The sequence below is a fragment of the Ruegeria sp. BG11 genome, assembly GCF_056538565.1.
The window spans coordinates 160,091-175,845 of the sequence record NZ_JBQFTH010000005.1; the positions used below are offsets into that span (position 1 = coordinate 160,091).

At 60.4% G+C, this 15,755-nt stretch carries 18 protein-coding genes; 14 read left to right on the forward strand and 4 right to left on the reverse strand.

Features of this window, described 5'->3' with window-relative positions:
• Positions 1-79: 79 nt before the first annotated feature.
• The 3 genes from ACR0JF_RS10035 to fsa form a co-directional block, all read right to left on the reverse strand.
• Positions 80-1,000 carry a tyrosine recombinase XerC gene (locus ACR0JF_RS10035; RefSeq protein ID WP_170659928.1) on the reverse strand — a complete coding sequence of 307 codons (921 nt, stop codon included), beginning with the start codon at positions 998-1,000 and terminating at the stop codon, positions 80-82.
• Entirely contained in the window at positions 997-1,704 is a 708-nt protein-coding gene (locus ACR0JF_RS10040) for a DUF484 family protein (protein ID WP_170659929.1), read from the reverse strand. The genes ACR0JF_RS10035 and ACR0JF_RS10040 overlap by 4 nt, the downstream gene beginning before the upstream one ends.
• 198 nt (positions 1,705-1,902) lie before the next feature.
• The gene (fsa, locus tag ACR0JF_RS10045) at positions 1,903-2,556 is read right to left on the reverse strand and encodes a fructose-6-phosphate aldolase (RefSeq protein WP_170659930.1); all 654 of its coding nucleotides are present in this window, start codon (positions 2,554-2,556) and stop codon (positions 1,903-1,905) included.
• Positions 2,557-2,644: 88 nt separating this feature from the next.
• Between fsa and ACR0JF_RS10050 the strand changes: the two genes are divergently transcribed.
• The 4 genes from ACR0JF_RS10050 (at position 2,645) to ACR0JF_RS10065 (ending at position 7,544) form a co-directional block, all read left to right on the forward strand.
• Positions 2,645-4,840, forward strand: coding sequence for a primosomal protein N' (locus ACR0JF_RS10050; protein ID WP_170659931.1), 2,196 nt, complete (start codon positions 2,645-2,647; stop codon positions 4,838-4,840).
• A gap of 80 nt (positions 4,841-4,920) precedes the next feature.
• Positions 4,921-6,153 carry an MFS transporter gene (locus tag ACR0JF_RS10055; protein WP_170477551.1) on the forward strand — a complete coding sequence of 411 codons (1,233 nt, stop codon included), beginning with the start codon at positions 4,921-4,923 and terminating at the stop codon, positions 6,151-6,153.
• Between the two features lie 66 nt (positions 6,154-6,219).
• Complete coding sequence (locus ACR0JF_RS10060) at positions 6,220-7,092, forward strand: 50S ribosomal protein L11 methyltransferase (protein WP_170659932.1); 873 nt, start codon at positions 6,220-6,222, stop codon at positions 7,090-7,092.
• Positions 7,059-7,544: a hypothetical protein gene (locus ACR0JF_RS10065; RefSeq protein ID WP_480669226.1), complete on the forward strand. Its 486-nt coding sequence runs from the start codon at positions 7,059-7,061 to the stop codon at positions 7,542-7,544. The genes ACR0JF_RS10060 and ACR0JF_RS10065 overlap by 34 nt, the downstream gene beginning before the upstream one ends.
• A gap of 97 nt (positions 7,545-7,641) precedes the next feature.
• Here ACR0JF_RS10065 and ACR0JF_RS10070 read toward each other — a convergent pair whose 3' ends face one another.
• Complete coding sequence (locus ACR0JF_RS10070) at positions 7,642-7,857, reverse strand: DUF1127 domain-containing protein (protein WP_170472013.1); 216 nt, start codon at positions 7,855-7,857, stop codon at positions 7,642-7,644.
• A 332-nt stretch (positions 7,858-8,189) separates the two neighbouring features.
• Between ACR0JF_RS10070 and ruvC the strand changes: the two genes are divergently transcribed.
• From ruvC to pal, 10 genes are all read left to right on the forward strand, one after another.
• On the forward strand, positions 8,190-8,687 hold the full coding sequence (ruvC, locus tag ACR0JF_RS10075) for a crossover junction endodeoxyribonuclease RuvC (protein ID WP_170659933.1): 498 nt from the start codon (positions 8,190-8,192) through the stop codon (positions 8,685-8,687).
• Entirely contained in the window at positions 8,684-9,361 is a 678-nt protein-coding gene (gene ruvA / locus ACR0JF_RS10080) for a Holliday junction branch migration protein RuvA (protein WP_170659934.1), read from the forward strand. The genes ruvC and ruvA overlap by 4 nt, the downstream gene beginning before the upstream one ends.
• Positions 9,362-9,365: 4 nt before the next feature.
• The gene (ruvB, locus tag ACR0JF_RS10085) at positions 9,366-10,385 is read left to right on the forward strand and encodes a Holliday junction branch migration DNA helicase RuvB (RefSeq protein ID WP_170659935.1); all 1,020 of its coding nucleotides are present in this window, start codon (positions 9,366-9,368) and stop codon (positions 10,383-10,385) included.
• A gap of 63 nt (positions 10,386-10,448) precedes the next feature.
• Entirely contained in the window at positions 10,449-11,072 is a 624-nt protein-coding gene (locus tag ACR0JF_RS10090) for a hypothetical protein (protein WP_170659936.1), read from the forward strand.
• Positions 11,069-11,452: a tol-pal system-associated acyl-CoA thioesterase gene (gene ybgC / locus ACR0JF_RS10095; RefSeq protein ID WP_170472006.1), complete on the forward strand. Its 384-nt coding sequence runs from the start codon at positions 11,069-11,071 to the stop codon at positions 11,450-11,452. Before ACR0JF_RS10090 ends, ybgC begins: the two co-directional genes overlap by 4 nt.
• 107 nt (positions 11,453-11,559) lie before the next feature.
• A complete protein-coding gene (tolQ, locus tag ACR0JF_RS10100; protein WP_170659937.1) occupies positions 11,560-12,255 on the forward strand; it encodes a protein TolQ in 696 nt (231 codons plus the stop codon).
• Between the two features lie 3 nt (positions 12,256-12,258).
• A complete protein-coding gene (gene tolR, locus ACR0JF_RS10105) occupies positions 12,259-12,729 on the forward strand; it encodes a protein TolR (protein WP_170472004.1) in 471 nt (156 codons plus the stop codon).
• Positions 12,730-12,744: 15 nt separating this feature from the next.
• Entirely contained in the window at positions 12,745-13,848 is a 1,104-nt protein-coding gene (locus tag ACR0JF_RS10110; RefSeq protein WP_170659938.1) for an energy transducer TonB, read from the forward strand.
• Complete coding sequence (gene tolB / locus ACR0JF_RS10115; RefSeq protein WP_170489481.1) at positions 13,845-15,164, forward strand: Tol-Pal system beta propeller repeat protein TolB; 1,320 nt, start codon at positions 13,845-13,847, stop codon at positions 15,162-15,164. The genes ACR0JF_RS10110 and tolB overlap by 4 nt, the downstream gene beginning before the upstream one ends.
• An 84-nt stretch (positions 15,165-15,248) precedes the next feature.
• Positions 15,249-15,755, forward strand: coding sequence for a peptidoglycan-associated lipoprotein Pal (gene pal / locus ACR0JF_RS10120; protein ID WP_170377811.1), 507 nt, complete (start codon positions 15,249-15,251; stop codon positions 15,753-15,755).

The window sequence follows — 15,755 nt, forward strand, 5'->3', positions numbered from 1 at the left end:
ATGAAGGATGTGAGGGGCAGATGCAAAGCAAAAAGACAGTTTGGTTGCAAGGACATTGAGGACGGTATGCTTTTGAACCTCAGGCCTTTGGGTGGGCGCGGTTGTAGACCTCCATCAGGCGGGCGGTATCGACGGCCGTATAGGTCTGGGTGGTGGAGAGCGAGGCGTGGCCTAGGAGCTCTTGAATAGCGCGCAAGTCCCCACCGGCTGAGAGCAGATGCGTAGCAAAACTATGCCGCATGGCATGAGGCGTTGCGGTCGCGGGTAGGCCGAGCTGCATGCGGGCCTTGGACATGACCTCTTGGATCGCGCGGGGATTGAGCGCTCCACCCCGGACACCGCGAAACAGGGCAAGGTTGTCCGATTTCGGATACGGGCAGAGTTGGAGATAGTGGTCCACCGCTTCGCGCGCGGCCGGAAGAACCGGGACGATCCTTTCTTTGTCGCCTTTGCCTGTAATGCGTAGGGTTGCCGGCAGGGGGGCATCTGCGCCGGTCAGTGACAGCGCCTCGGAGATGCGCAATCCGCAGCCGTAGAGCAGCGTGACAACAGCCACATCACGGGCCGAAACCCAGTCATTGCTGGATTGCAACTCAACCGTTTCGATCATGGCGCGGGCTGCGTCCTCGGCCAGAGGGCGGGGGAGCTTTTTGGTGAATTTCGGCGCGCGGGTCGAAAGGACGGCTGTTGGCTCGAACCCTTCACGCTCGGCCAGCCAACGGTAGAAGCTTTTGACGGCTGACAGCTTTCGGGCCAGAGAGCGCGCGCCCACACCGCTTTGGCGCTGATCGGCCATCCAGGCACGCATGTCCGAAACTGTGATGCGTTCGAGTGCGGCGATGCCCTGGCGGTCTCCATGGTGGAGGGTCATGAAGGAGAGGAAATCGGTGACATCCCCGCGATATGCGGTTTGGGTGTTCTGAGACCGTCCCGCCAGTGCGCCCAGGCTCTCCAACCAGTGTTGGAGGGCGTCTCGGCAAGCTGGCGAGATCAGGCTCACGACAGCCAGTGGCGCATCGAGCGTTCGAACACGCCAGCAAAAAACGACAGTAGGTCGGTGCCAAGTTGCGGCGTGAAGTGCCTCGGGTCCGAGGCCCCCATGACAATCAGACCGGGCAGGCGACCGGGGCCGAGATCTAGCTTCAGGCAGGCCTCGGACCTGAGTTGAGCGGCAAGAGTGCCGAATACCCGTTGGTTGGGCCTATCGATTTCGCGCAAGATGACATCGCGCGCGGGACCGCCGCGATCATAGGTGAGGTATTGGTCGACAAAGCCTGGTTCTACAACGGTCAGCGTGCCGCCCAGCTTGTCGATCGCGGGATCGTCCATAAGGGCGGTGGTTTCAAGCACCAGTGTGATGCGCTGGACCCGCAGGATTTCGGCGACATCCTGGCCAAGCACGCGCAGGAAGTCTTCGAACTCAACCGGTTCCAGAAGACGCAGAATGGCGCGGTGGACCTGATTGGTCCCCGCCAGGTTTTCATAGGCTGCGGCGATAACAGACCGATGCGTGTCTTCCAAGCGGTCCAGTCTGGCCTCGAGCCGTTGCATGGCGATGCCGCGCAGGTCGATGACGTTGTCGCCTCGGGCCTGTTCATTGGCGTCCACCAGTGCCTGCATCAGATCTTTGTCATCCAGCAAAGCATCAGGCTTGGCCAGAATCGCGGCTCGGAGGTTGTCCTCGAGTTTTGGGTTGCTGCTCATTTCCCGTCCGGTCGTTTTTTGTTTTGGCGGCTTATAGCACGGCCAACCGGAATTACCTTGGGAAAAATGCACTTCTGGGTGGAATTCGTTTTGCGCTGTGTCCGGAGCGCTCCCGCCTGTTTGGCGCTGATCTGAGATCAGCCCCGCACAGTTGGGCCGCGCGCGGTGCCTGTCGGCACCGCGAGGTCGTGCAAAGGGTCAGAGGATTTTCTGACCGGTTTTGGCCCAGTCTGCCAGGAAGGTTTCCAGACCTTTATCTGTCAGCGGGTGGTCGGCCAGCTTCTTGATGACGGCGGGCGGTGCGGTGATCACGTCGGCACCGATGCGCGCGCTGTCGGTCACGTGATTCACGGTGCGGATCGAGGCAGCGAGGATTTCGGTCTCGAACCCGTAGTTGTCATAGACCTGACGGATATCAGCGATCAGGTCCATGCCGTCGAGGTTGATGTCATCGAGACGCCCAATGAAGGGCGAGATGAAGGTCGCGCCCGCCTTGGCTGCCAAAAGAGCTTGGTTGGTCGAGAAGCACAGGGTCACGTTGACCATCTGGCCTTCGTCGCTGAGGGTTTTGCAGGTTTTAAGACCGGCCCATGTCAACGGTACTTTGACCGCGATGTTTGGCGCGATCTTGGCCAGCTTGCGGCCTTCAGCGATCATTTCGTCGGCCTCGGTGGCGACAACTTCGGCCGAGACGGGGCCGTCGACCAGATCACAGATCTCTTTGGTGACTTCCAGTATGTCGCGGCCTGATTTCAGGATCAGCGAAGGGTTGGTGGTGACGCCGTCCACCATGCCCAGGTCGTTCAGTTCGGCAATGGCGTCGATCTCGGCGGTGTCTACGAAGAATTTCATGCGGGCAGTCCTTTGATGGGTTGGCCTTGGTCGCGGATGGCTTTACCTCAAAGAGACCCCTGCTGGAACCCCCTGCATAGGATATGCTGTGAGCGCTAACGGATTTTTCGACGAAGGAGAGCTGATTGCGGTTCTGACAACCCAGCCGCTGGACCGAACGTTGGATTACAAAGCGCCCGAAGGTGGGTGCTTTTTAGGCGCGTTTGTCGAGGTGCCATTGGGGCCGCGCAAGGTGCTGGGCGTAGTTTGGGGACCGGGGCAGGGCGGGTTCGATTTGACCAAAGCACGGTCCGTGATCCGGGTGCTTGAAGTTGCGCCCATGCGCGACGAGATGCGGGTGTTTCTGGGAAAGGTGGCGGACTACACGCTGACACCGATGCCTGCGATGCTGCGCCTTGCGACTCGCGCGCCGGGCTTGGGGGATCCGCCCTCGATGCGCAAGGTCTACCGGCTAGGGACTGCCGAGCCTGATCGAATGACCGATGCCCGCACCCGGGTGCTCGAGGTGTTGAAAGAATATGGCGGGCTGGTCTTCACCTTGAAGGAACTGGCCGAGCAGGCCGGGGTAACCACCTCTGTCGTCAAAGGCTTGGTCAAACTGGGCGCGGTTCGGGAAGAGAACAGTCCACGCGATTTGCCTTATCCCTTTCTCGATCCCGAGTTGCCCGGTAAAGACCTGACCGAGGACCAGGCGACAGCCGTGGCGCGTCTGCAGGCGGGCCAGCGGACCGGCAACTATGGCACAACGCTGCTAAAAGGTGTGACGGGTTCGGGCAAGACCGAGGTCTATCTGGAGGCTGTCGCCGAAGCATTGCGCATGGGGCGACAGGCGCTGGTTCTGCTGCCCGAGATTGCGCTGACTGCAGAATTTCTGACCCGCGTCGAGGCCCGGTTTGGTGCCCGCCCAGCCGAGTGGCATTCGGGGGCCACAATGACCGAACGTCGCCGTGTCTGGCGGATGGTCGGGCAGGGCGATGCGCAACTTGTCGTAGGCGCGCGCTCGGCCCTGTTCCTGCCATTCCGTGACTTGGGTCTGGTTGTGGTCGATGAGGAACACGATACCTCGTACAAACAGGAAGACGGCGTGCATTACAGTGCGCGGGACATGGCGGTTCTGCGCTCGGCCATTTGCGGCGGGCGGGTGATTCTGGCCAGCGCGACGCCCTCGTTGGAAAGCTGGGCCAATGCCGAGGCGGGCAAGTATGAGCGGCTGGACCTGACCTCGCGCTTCGGGGCGGCGGTTCTGCCCGAGATGAAGTCGATCGACATGCGGGCCGAGCAGATGCAGCCGGGGACGTGGATTTCTCCGTCCTTGCGGCAGGCGGTGCGGCAGCGCATCGAAAAAGGCGAACAGTCGCTGCTGTTCATCAATCGTCGGGGCTACGCGCCGGTGACACTGTGCCGGGCCTGTGGGGAGCAGATCGCCTGTGATCACTGCGACGCGCGGATGGTGGAACATCGGTTCCTCAAACGCCTGATGTGCCATCAATGCGGCGAGACCAAACCGATGCCCGAGGCATGCCCCTCTTGCGGGGTCGAAGGGAAACTGGCCCCGGTCGGGCCGGGGATCGAGCGGCTGGCGGAGGAGGCCGAGGCGACGTTCCCCCAGGCCAAGATTGCGATGCTCAGTTCCGACCTGTTCGGCTCGGCCCGTGCGTTGAAGGCCAAGATCGAAGAGATCGCCGAAGGGGATGCGGATATCGTCATCGGCACGCAGCTGGTAGCCAAGGGGCATAACTTTCCCAAGCTGACGCTGGTGGGGGTTATTGATGCCGATCTCAGCCTGCATGGAGCGGATTTGCGCGCGGCTGAGCGGACGTTTCAATTGATGCGACAGGTGGCGGGACGTGCGGGGCGCGCGGATAAGCCGGGGCAGGCGCTGTTGCAGACGTTTCAGCCCGAGCATCCGGTGATCCGCGCCATTCTGTCGGGTGATGAGGAAGGCTTCTGGAAGGCCGAGGCCGCGGGTCGCCAAGCCGCTGGTGTGCCGCCCTATGGGCGCATGGCAGGGATCGTGCTGTCTGGCCCCGAGGTCGCTCCGGTCTTTGACATCGGTAACGCGATGGCGCGCAATGATGCGCCGCTGCGTGAGATTGGCGCTCAGGTCTTTGGTCCAGCGCCTGCACCGATTGCCCGCATCCGAGGCAGGCATCGCGTGCGCCTTTTGGTCAAGGCCCCCAAGGGCGCGCCCATTCAGGACGCCATCGCCCGCTGGATCGCGCCGCTGCGCCTGAAAGGGGATATCCGCCTGACCGTCGATATCGACCCGCAGAACTTTTACTGACCTCTGCACAGGCGCAGAGCGGATGTGCGTCGGGATCTCTCCTCTCGCCAAAGCGCAAAAATCGGCGTAGAGGGAGTCGCATGTTGAAACCCATGCCACTTTCCGAGGCGCAAAGCCTGCCGTTCTGGCGCCGCCCGATCACGCTGCTGTTCATGATGGCGCTGACTATGCCCATTGCGTTCAATGGGTGGAGCGCGCTTTTGAACAACTTTGTCATCGAAGTGGCGAATTTCGATGGCGCGGATATCGGCTTGCTGCACACGGTGCGGGAAATACCGGGTTTTCTGGCCGTAGGTGTGATCGCTGTGATCATCTTTGTGCGGGAACAGGTGCTGGCCATGATCTCGCTGATGATGTTGGGAGTGGCGACGGCGGTGACTGCATGGTTCCCAAGCCTTGGTGGGCTGTTGTTCGTAACGCTCTTCAGCTCGATAGGGTTTCACTACTACGAGACGGTCAACCAGTCGCTGCAGTTGCAATGGCTGCCAAAGGACCGTGCGCCGCAGATTCTGGGATGGCTGGTGGCAATGGGCTCGGCGGCGACGGCAGTGGTCTATGGGCTGATCGTCCTGACATGGGACCGTTTCGACCTGTCCTATAACTTCGTCTTCATGATGGCGGGCGGTGCGACGGCGCTGCTGGCTCTGTTTTGTCTGCTAGCCTATCCGCAATTCGACGCGCCGACGCCGCAGACCAAAAAGCTGATCCTGCGCAAACGCTACTGGCTGTATTACGCGCTCCAATTCATGGCGGGCGCGCGCCGTCAGATCTTTGTGGTGTTTGCTGGCTTCATGATGGTCGAGAAATTCGGGTTCGAGGTGCACGAACTCACCAGCCTGTATCTGATCAACCTCGTGATCAATATGGCCGCGGCTCCGATGCTGGGCAAAGCGGTGTCCAAATTTGGTGAACGTCGGACGCTGATCTTCGAATATGCCGGGCTGGCCATCGTTTTCGCAGCCTATGGTGGCATCTACTGGTTTGGGTGGGGCGTGGTTTTAGCCGCGACACTCTATGTGATCGACCATGTACTGTTCGCGCTGGCTTTGGCCCTGAAGACCTATTTTCAGAAAATCGCCGATCCCGCCGATATCGCACCGACGGCCGCCGTGGCGTTTACCATCAACCATATCGCGGCCGTGTTCCTGCCTGCGCTGCTTGGGTTGCTTTGGGTGGCCTCACCGGGTGCAGTGTTTGCACTGGCGGCGGCGATGGCAATGATCTCGCTCGCCCTGTCTCTGCTGATCCCGCGCCATCCTGAACCGGGCAATGAGACGATCCTGACCAAGTACGCGCCGGCCCCCGCCGAATAGGCGCAAGAGCTTGACCTCGCGCGGCCCACGCCCTAGGCGCTGTCGTGACCCAGACAGGAGGCCCCCATGCCCACATTCACCGCTCTTACCACGCTGACCGGCAAGAAACCCGCCGAAGGTCTTGGCGAAGCGATGGAGCGTCTGGATCCCGAACCCACTGGCGTTGGCGTTTTTGAGGTCGAAGATGGCTCAGGCCTGTGGGAGGTTGGCGGGTATTTCACCGAAGCCCCTGATGAGACGGCGCTGGCCGTGCTGGCTGCGGCGTTTGAGGCCAAGCGCTTTGTGGTGTCTGAACTGCCCGAAACCGACTGGGTCGCCCATGTGCGCCGCGAACTGGCCCCGGTCGAAGCGGGCCGTTTCTTTGTCTATGGCAGCCACGATGCCGACAAACTGCCCGAAGACCGCATCCCCCTGTTGATCGAGGCCGCGATGGCCTTTGGTACCGGCCACCACGGAACCACTCTGGGCTGTCTGAAGGCGCTGGATCAGTTACTGGACGAAGGGTTCTCGGCCAGCAAAGTCGCCGATATCGGGTGTGGGACTGCCGTGCTGGCCATGGCGGCTGCGCGTGTCTGGGAAGGCGACATCATCGCCAGTGATATTGATCAAGTTGCCGTTGATGTGGCCGAAGCGAACCTGAAGGCCAATGGCATGTCCGGTCAGGTTCACTGTGTCGAGGCCGCTGGCTTCGATCACCCGGACCTGAACGCGCACGCGCCCTATGACTTGATTTTCGCCAACATCCTGAAGGGTCCGCTGGTCGCTCTGTCGCCGGAAATCTCGGCGAATCTGCGGGCTGAGGGCTATGCAATCCTGTCGGGAATCCTGAACGAACAGGCCGATGACGTGGTTCAGGTCTATTCTCAGAATGGCTTCAATCTGCACCATCGAGGTGAGATTGGTGAATGGACGACGCTAATCTTAAGCAAACAGGGCTAAATCAGGGCCATTTACAGGAGTTTTCTAGAGTCGCGCCACGTTTTTGTCGCAATCTGTGCTTACCCTTTTTTAATCATTTTGATGGGGGGCGGTTTGTGGAGGCTGCCATGGCGGGAAAACAACTGGAATTCGATCAGCGCGTTCAGCGTCTGAACAAGAAGCACTCGAAGCTCAGCAAAGGCTATCGCGCGACGATGCGCAAAGATGGCTTGGTAGTGATGAAGCCGCAAAGGGTTCGCTCTGCGGTTCCGGCCAAAGTTCTGCTGTTTAGTCTGCTGGCAGTTTTCGCGTTCAAAGCGTTTCTTTTGTCCAACCTTGGCCCCTCAGGATATCAATACCGCATCGACAGCCTGAAAGAGGGCACACAGGTCGAACAGGCAGGCGCCTGGATCATGCAGATCGACCCGGTTTCACAGTTCCTCTCGGTTCAGCTCAACAAAGTTCTCTACTAAGCACCAGCTGAAACAGAAAACACCGCGGCCTTTCGGCTCGCGGTGTTTCTTTGTGCCTCACAGGGAGGAGAAAGGGGCGTATAGCGAGAGGGTCGTCTTACCGGCGGCCTTCGGCGATGACGTCGATGTCGCCGCGGCACAGGCCGATATCATCCAGTTCGCGGTCGCTCAGACCGGTCAGCACGTTGCGTGTTACGCGGGCGTCATTCCAATCGACGGCGGCATGTGCAACCGATGTGAAAAATGCGCCGATACGGCCAACGAGGCCGAATGAGCCAGTGGTGGCGATGCGGGTCGAGTCCAGTGCAGCCATATCCTGTTTCCTTCTGGTTTGTGTGAACATTTGATCTTGCGATCTGAGCGGCATCTAGTGTCGAAGATTTGTCTCCGCAATAGCAATTTTTGCATGTGTCCTATGCAGTTTTTGCAACGCTTGCTGAATCTGTAAGCACCTTAAAAACTTGATTAAAATGGGTTCATAAAAGTGTCGATTTCAGACTTTTCGAAGTCGCAAACCGTCCTTTGTGTCGCGCGCAGGATGGCGGCGTCGTTTTCAGACTTAGGGTCAATTCGCTTGGAAAATGTTCACGCTTCGTGCTATCCGTTGAAAAAAGATCACAAAACCCGAGCGGGCTGAGGCGAAGCATGCGAATTCTGGGCATTGATCCGGGTCTTAGGACCATGGGATGGGGCGTCATCGAATCAAATGGCAGCCGGTTGAGCCACGTTTCGAACGGTTTGTGCAAATCTGACGGGGATGATCTGGGTGAGCGGCTGCTGTCTCTGCACAATCAGATTGTCGAGGTCATCGCCGAATTTAGGCCCGACCAAGCTGCGATTGAGCAGACTTTCGTGAACAAGGATGGTGCCGGGACGCTCAAACTCGGTCAGGCGCGTGGCGTGGCCTTGCTGACGCTGGCGCAGGCCGGGCTGCCGGTGGGCGAATATGCCCCGAACCGGGTCAAGAAAACCGTCGTTGGCGTTGGGCATGCCGAGAAAGAGCAGGTCCTGCACATGGTCAAGCTGCAGCTGCCAGGGTGTTTGCCCAAGGGCGCGGATGCGGCGGATGCATTGGCGATCGCGATCTGTCATGCGTATTACGGCAAGACACAACAGCCGCGTGTGAAAGAGGTGAGGGCATGATCGGTAAACTGACAGGGCGTCTGGACTATCGCGCCGCAGACCACGTCCTGATCGACGTGCGGGGCGTGGGTTACATCGTTTACTGCTCGGACAGGACCATGGCTGCCTTGCCGGGCGTGGGTGAGGCGGTCTCGATCTACACCGACATGGTTGTGCGTGAGGACCTGATGCAGCTTTACGGGTTTCTCTCACTGATCGAGAAGGAATGGCATAGACTGCTGTGTTCGGTTCAGGGCGTCGGGGCCAAGGTCTCGCTGGCCATTCTCAGCGCGTTGGGACCGGATGGGGTAAGCCGCGCGATTGCTCTGGGCGATTGGGGCGCGGTGAAGGCTGCCAAGGGGGTCGGTCCGAAGACCGCGCAGCGCATCGTGCTGGACCTCAAGGACAAGGCGCCGGGCGTTATGGCGATGGGCGGCACTGTGACCGAGGCGATGGATGGCCCAGCGTTGGAAGTTGTTGAACCCGTCGAGCCGCAACCAGCACCGAAACGGACCGCAAAACCGGCCTCGGGGTCGGCGGCGGCCTCTGCGGGGGCGTTGTCGGCCTTGTCTAATCTGGGATATGGCCCATCCGAGGCGGCCTCGGCCGTGGCGGAGGCGGCGGCCAATCTGCCCGACGCGGGCGAGGCTGAGTTGATCCGCGCGGCGCTCAAGCTGCTGGCTCCGAAAGGGTGATTGAATGGTAGACGCCGATCCCACGCTGCGGCCTGACCCTCTGCCCGAGGATAATGACCGCGCCCTACGCCCGCAGGGCTTGGATGAGTTCATTGGGCAGGCCGAGGCGCGTGCAAACCTGCGCATCTTCATCCAATCCGCCAAGCAGCGCGGCGAGGCGATGGATCATACGCTGTTCCATGGTCCCCCGGGTTTGGGGAAAACCACGTTGGCGCAGATCATGGCGCGCGAGTTGGGCGTGAATTTCCGTATGACCTCCGGCCCGGTTCTGGCCAAGGCGGGCGACCTGGCGGCGATCCTGACCAATCTGGAAGCGCGGGATGTTCTGTTCATCGATGAAATCCATCGCTTGAACCCGGCGGTTGAGGAAGTTCTCTATCCTGCGATGGAAGATTTCGAACTCGATCTGGTCATTGGCGAAGGTCCAGCAGCGCGAACCGTTCGGATTGAATTGCAGCCGTTTACGCTGGTTGGAGCCACCACGCGGATGGGTCTGCTGACCACGCCGCTGCGCGACCGTTTTGGTATTCCGACTCGGTTGCAGTTCTACACGGTCGGTGAATTGCACGAGATCGTCACCCGCAACGCACGCAAACTGGGCGCGCCAGCAGACGACGACGGCGCGCGTGAAATTGCGCGCAGGTCGCGTGGGACGCCTCGGATCGCGGGTCGTTTGCTGCGGCGCGTGGTGGATTTTGCCATCGTCGAAGGCGACGGGCGGATTACGCGCGAATTGGCCGATGGGGCGCTGACCCGCTTGGGTGTGGATCATCTCGGGTTGGACGGCGCGGACCGTCGGTATCTGAAACTGGTCGCCGAGAATTATGGTGGTGGTCCGGTTGGGATTGAGACGATGTCGGCGGCCTTGTCGGAAAGTCGCGACTCGCTTGAGGAAGTGATCGAGCCATATTTGCTGCAGCAGGGGCTGATCCAGCGCACACCACGCGGGCGGATGTTGGCGCAAAAGGCTTGGGCGCATTTGGGCATGGCTGCGCCAAAGGATCAGAGCGATCTGTTTGGTTGAAGGCAGCGCCCAGAGATTTTAAGCCTTCTGTGAGAGCATTGTTATAAAGATGAAAGGCTGGGCGTGACAACGGACGAGATCGAGGCGCTGTTTACGCGCGAAAGCGGAGAGTTCCTGTTTGCGCGGTGGGGTCGTCCCATCGTACCGATCGTTTTCGGTGTCGAGGATGAGACGCTGGCAACCGTCAAAGGCGCGTTCGAGGCCGTGGTGACGCTGGCCGGTCACAAGATGGCCGAAACGGACCCAGAGCTGGGCGCCAATTGCATGGTCTTTTTCTTCCGCGACTGGCAGGAACTGCTGGAGGTCCCGGATCTGGATCGCCTTATCCCCGATCTTGCGCCTTTGGTTGAGCGTCTGGTCGCGGCGGATGCCAATCAGTACCGGATCTTCCGGTTCGAAGAAGATGGCGCGATCCGCGCGGCCTTTGTATTTCTCCGCATGGATAAAGAACTGTCCAAAGTCCCGGCCGAGACTCTGGCGCTCAGTCAGGTGGTGCAGACCATTCTGCTGTGGTCGGACAAGGCGTTTCGAACCCAGTCGCCTCTGGCTGTGGCGGGTGAGGCGACGATCCTGCGTCCGGATATTGCAGGCCTGATCCGGGCCGCTTACGATCCGATCTTGCCGGGGGCGGCGCAGGATGCCTCGCACGCGCTGCGCCTGTTTGCCCGGTTGGAGCTGCCGCAATGAAGCATATCTTTCCGGTTCGCGTTTACTATGAAGACACCGACATGGGCGGTGTCGTCTATCACGCGAACTACCTGCGTTACATCGAACGTGCGCGCTCGGATTGGGTGCGCCGTTTGGGCAATGACCAGAACGCCATGCGGGATGAGGGGATCGTTTGGGTCGTACGGCGGGTCGAGGCTGACTACCTGTCGCCTGCCAAGTTTGATGACGAATTGATCGTCGAAACAGAAGTGACCGAGATTTCCGGCGTGCGCCTGACCATGGCGCAACTGGTGAAACGGGGTGAGACCGATATTTTCCGCGCTTCGGTCACGGCGGTTTGCATCAACAAAGACGGAAAGCCGATCCGCCTCCCGGCAGAGATTCGCGCATTGATGTAACATTTTCGCAGCCCGGGGTGGTTCTGTTGGCTTTTCAGCCCCAACTGCGTTAGCGTTTGGCAAAACAAGGCCAAACAAACGGCCATCAGGCAAAAAAGAGCAGGTTCATGGAAGCTGAAACGCTGGCGCTGGCGCAGGAGATCGATTTCTCCATGTGGGGGCTGTATGCCCGCGCGACCTTTATCGTAAAACTGGTGATGCTGATGCTGATCGCGGCGTCGATCTGGTCTTGGGGCATCATCATTCAGAAACTCATCAACTATCGCGCGGCCCGTCGTGAGGCGCAAAAGTTTGATGAGAGCTTCTGGTCTGGGAACCCTCTGGATGAGCTGTTTGGGCAGATCGGTTCGCAGCCCGATGGCAGTTCCGAGAAGATATTTGCGGCTGGCATGATCGAATGGCGCAGGTCGCACCGCACAGATGGAGGCTTGATCGCCGGGGCGACAGCTCGGATCGACCGGTCCATGGATGTGGCCATCGCGAAAGAGGCGGAGACACTGCAGAAAGGTCTGCCGATCCTGGCGACTGTCGGCTCAACCGCTCCGTTCATTGGTCTGTTCGGCACAGTCTGGGGCATCATGAACGCCTTTATCGAGATTGCCGAGCAGCAGAATACCAACCTCGCGGTTGTGGCGCCCGGCATTGCCGAGGCGCTGCTGGCAACTGGTCTCGGCCTGCTGGCCGCGATCCCGGCGGTGATTTTCTACAACAAGCTTAGCGCGGATAGTGACCGGATCGTTGGAGGCTATGAGGCCTTTGCCGATGAATTCGCCACCATCCTGTCGCGCCAGTTGGACAGCTAAGCGATGGGTGCGGCGGTTCAGCAAAGCTCGGGCGGGAACGGACGCAGGCGCGGACGGCGACGCGGTCGCGCTCAGCCTATGGCTGAAATCAACGTCACGCCTTTTGTCGACGTCATGCTGGTGCTGTTGATCATCTTCATGGTCGCAGCACCTTTGCTGACCGTTGGTGTGCCGGTTGATCTGCCCAAGACTGCAGCAAGCGCCTTACCTGGCGATAGTGAGGAACCACTGACCGTCACGCTGACCGCCGATGGCCGCATTCAGATCCAGACCACGGATATCGCGCGCGAAGAGTTGATTGGACGGCTGCGCGCCATCGCGGCAGAGCGCAGCAGTGACCGTGTCTTCCTGCGGGCGGATGGGGCGATCCCCTACGCTCAGGTGATGCAGGTGATGGGCGCACTAAATGCGGGCGGATTTTCCAATGTGGGTCTGGTGACGGATACCGGCGGGCCGACGCTGGACGATGGGTAAAGGTGGGGTCGCGCGGTGGATACCGGCACCAAGATTTCAGCGATTGCGCATGTCAGCCTGATCGGCTGGGCGTTGTTCGGCGGCACCTTCCGGTCCGAGCCGCTGCCGACACAAGTGCAGGATGTTTCCGTGATTTCGGCTGAGCAATTCGCAGCGCTCACGGCGCAGCGCGATGCGCCTGAGCTGCCGGAGTCTCCGGGCACTCTGGAACAACCCGACGCGCCAGAGCCTGAGGTCAGCACTCCTGAGGTGACACCGGAAGAACAGCCACGTCCTGAACCCGTAACACCCGAAGAGCCGGAACCTGAAACTGACCCCGAAACGGTCGAGGTTCCGCCTGAACCTGAGTTGCCCGAAGAACCTCCGACATTGACGGAACCGGAAACGGCCGCCTTGCCGGTGCCGCCGGGACCTGAAGCGCAACCCAGCCCGGCTGAGCGTGTCGCCCCCGAGGCCATCGCGCCGCCTCCGCCCGAGGCTGAACCGGATGAGGTGGAAACGCCCCCGGTTTCCTTGGACGAAGGCGCTGAGACGCAGCAAGAGCAGCAGGATCAGACGGCCCCGGAAGAAGCCGCGCCCGAGATTGTGACCGAGGCCGAAGAGACCAACGAGCCAGCGCCACTGACCTCTCCGCGTCCGCGTGTGCGGCCCAACCGTCCTGAACCCGCGCCTGAGGTTGCAGAAACTCCGGAACCGACCGCGGAAACCCCCACGCCAACGCCTGCGCCGGATAATAGTGACGCAATCAATGACGCACTGTCCGAGGCATTGGCGGGCGGAACTGAACCCGCCGGCCCACCGCTCACCAGCGGTGAAAAAGACGCGATGCGCGTTGCCGTGTCGCGGTGCTGGAATGTCGGATCGCTGTCGACCGATGCGCTGAACGTGGTGGTGACGGTTGCGTTCTCGCTCAATCGTGATGGCACGATTATCAGCGAGAGCATTCGGTTGCTGAACAGCTCTGGCGGTGCTTCGGGTGCCGAAAATCAAGCCTATCAGGCGGCCCGACGCGCAATTTTGCGCTGTGGCGCGCGTGGATATGATCTGCCTGCTGACAAATACGATCACTGGCAGGATATTGAGATTACATTCAATCCCGAGAGGATGCGGATCAAATGATGAAACTTCTGACCAGCCTCTTTCTTGGGCTGACCCTGGTGTCGGCCCCGGTTTACGCTCAGAACAGCCCCCTGCGGTTGGAAATCGACGAAGGCATCATCGAGCCGATGCCCTTTGCGGTTCCCAACTTCGTGCCCGACGGCCCAGCAGCGACGCAGTTCGCCAACGATATCTCGCGTGTTGTTGCGGCGGATTTGACCGGAACGGGGTTGTTCCGCGAAATCTCCTCAGACGCGTTTATCAGCCGAGTTAGCAGCTTTGACGCTCCGGTCCAGTTCGCAGATTGGAAAGCGATCAACGCACAGGCATTGGTGACAGGGGCGGTGAATGTTTCGGGCAAGCGGCTGACGGTTCGGTTCCGGGTCTGGGATGTGTTCTCGGGGCAGGAACTTGGGAACGGTCTGCAGCTGGCGGGCACCACGGATGGCTGGCGGCGCATGGCGCATAAGGTTGCTGATCAGGTTTACAGCCGTATCACCGGTGAAGGCGCCTATTTCGATAGTCGCGTTGCGTTCGTGTCAGAAAGCGGCCCGAAGAACCAGCGCCTCAAGCGTCTGGCGATCATGGATTATGATGGGGCCAATGTTCAGTATATGACGGATAGCGCGGCCATCGTTCTGGCCCCGCGCTTTTCGCCGACGGGCGAGCAACTGCTCTACACCAGCTACGAAAGCGGCAGCCCGCGGATCTACATTCTGGATGTCGGTCGTGTGCAGCGGCGCGAGCTGCGAACGCAAGACGGCACTATGAGCTTTTCTCCGCGCTTTTCGCCGGACGGGCGGTCGATTGTGTATTCACTGATTCAGGGTGGCAATACCGATCTGTGGCGGATGGATCTGGCCTCGGGTCAGAGTACGCGCTTGACCAATACGCCTGCGATCGAAACCGCGCCCAGCTATTCGCCAGATGGCAGCCAGATCGTGTTTGAAAGCGACCGCTCAGGTACGCCGCAGCTTTATGTGATGGCGGCAAACGGCGGCGAAGCGACGCGGATCAGCTTTGGTCAGGGGCGGTATGGTACCCCGGTCTGGTCGCCGCGTGGTGATCTGATTGCATTCACCAAGCAGAACAAAGGCCGCTTCCATATCGGAGTAATGCGCACCGATGGCAGCGAGGAACGCCTGCTTACATCCTCCTTCCTGGACGAAGGCCCGACCTGGTCGCCAAACGGTCGCGTCATCATGTTCACCCGCGAAACACAGGGCGCAAGCGGTCGGGCGACGCTCTATTCCGTGGATATCTCGGGTCGGAACCTGCGCCCCGTGCGAACGCCGGATGGCGGTAGCGACCCGTCCTGGGGGCCATTGCAGAATTGATCGCCGCCAATGCGCGGCAAAGTTCACAAGAAACAGTCGCTGTGATAGACAGGCGGCAACAAACAAAACAACGAGGCACTTGAGATGAACGTATTGGGCAAAATCCTGGCCTTGGGCGCGCTGAGCGTGGTCGCGGCCTGCACAAACAACGATCCTTCGGCTTTGGGTGGCGGCGGCGCTGGTGGTAGCGGTTCGATCGTGGCGGGTTCTCCTAGTGATCCGCGCTCGCCCGCGTATTTCCAGCAGACGGTCGGGGATCGTGTCCTGTTCGCGGTCGATCAGTCCACCCTGTCGCCGCAGGCGCAGACGGTTCTGCAAGGGCAGGCGGAATGGCTGCTGGCCAACCCGGATTACGTGGCAACCATCGAAGGTCACGCGGATGAGCAGGGCACGCGGGAGTACAACCTTGCGCTGGGCGCACGTCGGGCCAACGCGGCGCGTGAATACCTGATTTCGCGTGGCGTGGCGGGCAACCGTCTGACGACCGTGAGCTTCGGAAAAGAACGCCCGATCGAGATTTGCAGTACCGAAGACTGCTATTCCAAAAACCGCCGCGCGGTGACGGTGCTGACCGGTTCAACCTTGGGGTAA

Coding starts and splice junctions, on each gene's coding strand:
- ACR0JF_RS10040 (WP_170659929.1), bottom strand. CDS start 1,704: ATGAGCAGCAACCCAAAACTCGAGGACAACCTCCGAGCCGCGATTCTG.
- fsa (WP_170659930.1), bottom strand. CDS start 2,556: ATGAAATTCTTCGTAGACACCGCCGAGATCGACGCCATTGCCGAACTG.
- ACR0JF_RS10055 (WP_170477551.1), top strand. CDS start 4,921: ATGTTGAAACCCATGCCACTTTCCGAGGCGCAAAGCCTGCCGTTCTGG.
- ACR0JF_RS10060 (WP_170659932.1), top strand. CDS start 6,220: ATGCCCACATTCACCGCTCTTACCACGCTGACCGGCAAGAAACCCGCC.
- ACR0JF_RS10065 (WP_480669226.1), top strand. CDS start 7,059: ATGGACGACGCTAATCTTAAGCAAACAGGGCTAAATCAGGGCCATTTA.
- ACR0JF_RS10070 (WP_170472013.1), bottom strand. CDS start 7,857: ATGGCTGCACTGGACTCGACCCGCATCGCCACCACTGGCTCATTCGGC.
- ruvC (WP_170659933.1), top strand. CDS start 8,190: ATGCGAATTCTGGGCATTGATCCGGGTCTTAGGACCATGGGATGGGGC.
- ruvA (WP_170659934.1), top strand. CDS start 8,684: ATGATCGGTAAACTGACAGGGCGTCTGGACTATCGCGCCGCAGACCAC.
- ruvB (WP_170659935.1), top strand. CDS start 9,366: ATGGTAGACGCCGATCCCACGCTGCGGCCTGACCCTCTGCCCGAGGAT.
- ybgC (WP_170472006.1), top strand. CDS start 11,069: ATGAAGCATATCTTTCCGGTTCGCGTTTACTATGAAGACACCGACATG.
- tolQ (WP_170659937.1), top strand. CDS start 11,560: ATGGAAGCTGAAACGCTGGCGCTGGCGCAGGAGATCGATTTCTCCATG.
- tolR (WP_170472004.1), top strand. CDS start 12,259: ATGGGTGCGGCGGTTCAGCAAAGCTCGGGCGGGAACGGACGCAGGCGC.
- tolB (WP_170489481.1), top strand. CDS start 13,845: ATGATGAAACTTCTGACCAGCCTCTTTCTTGGGCTGACCCTGGTGTCG.
- pal (WP_170377811.1), top strand. CDS start 15,249: ATGAACGTATTGGGCAAAATCCTGGCCTTGGGCGCGCTGAGCGTGGTC.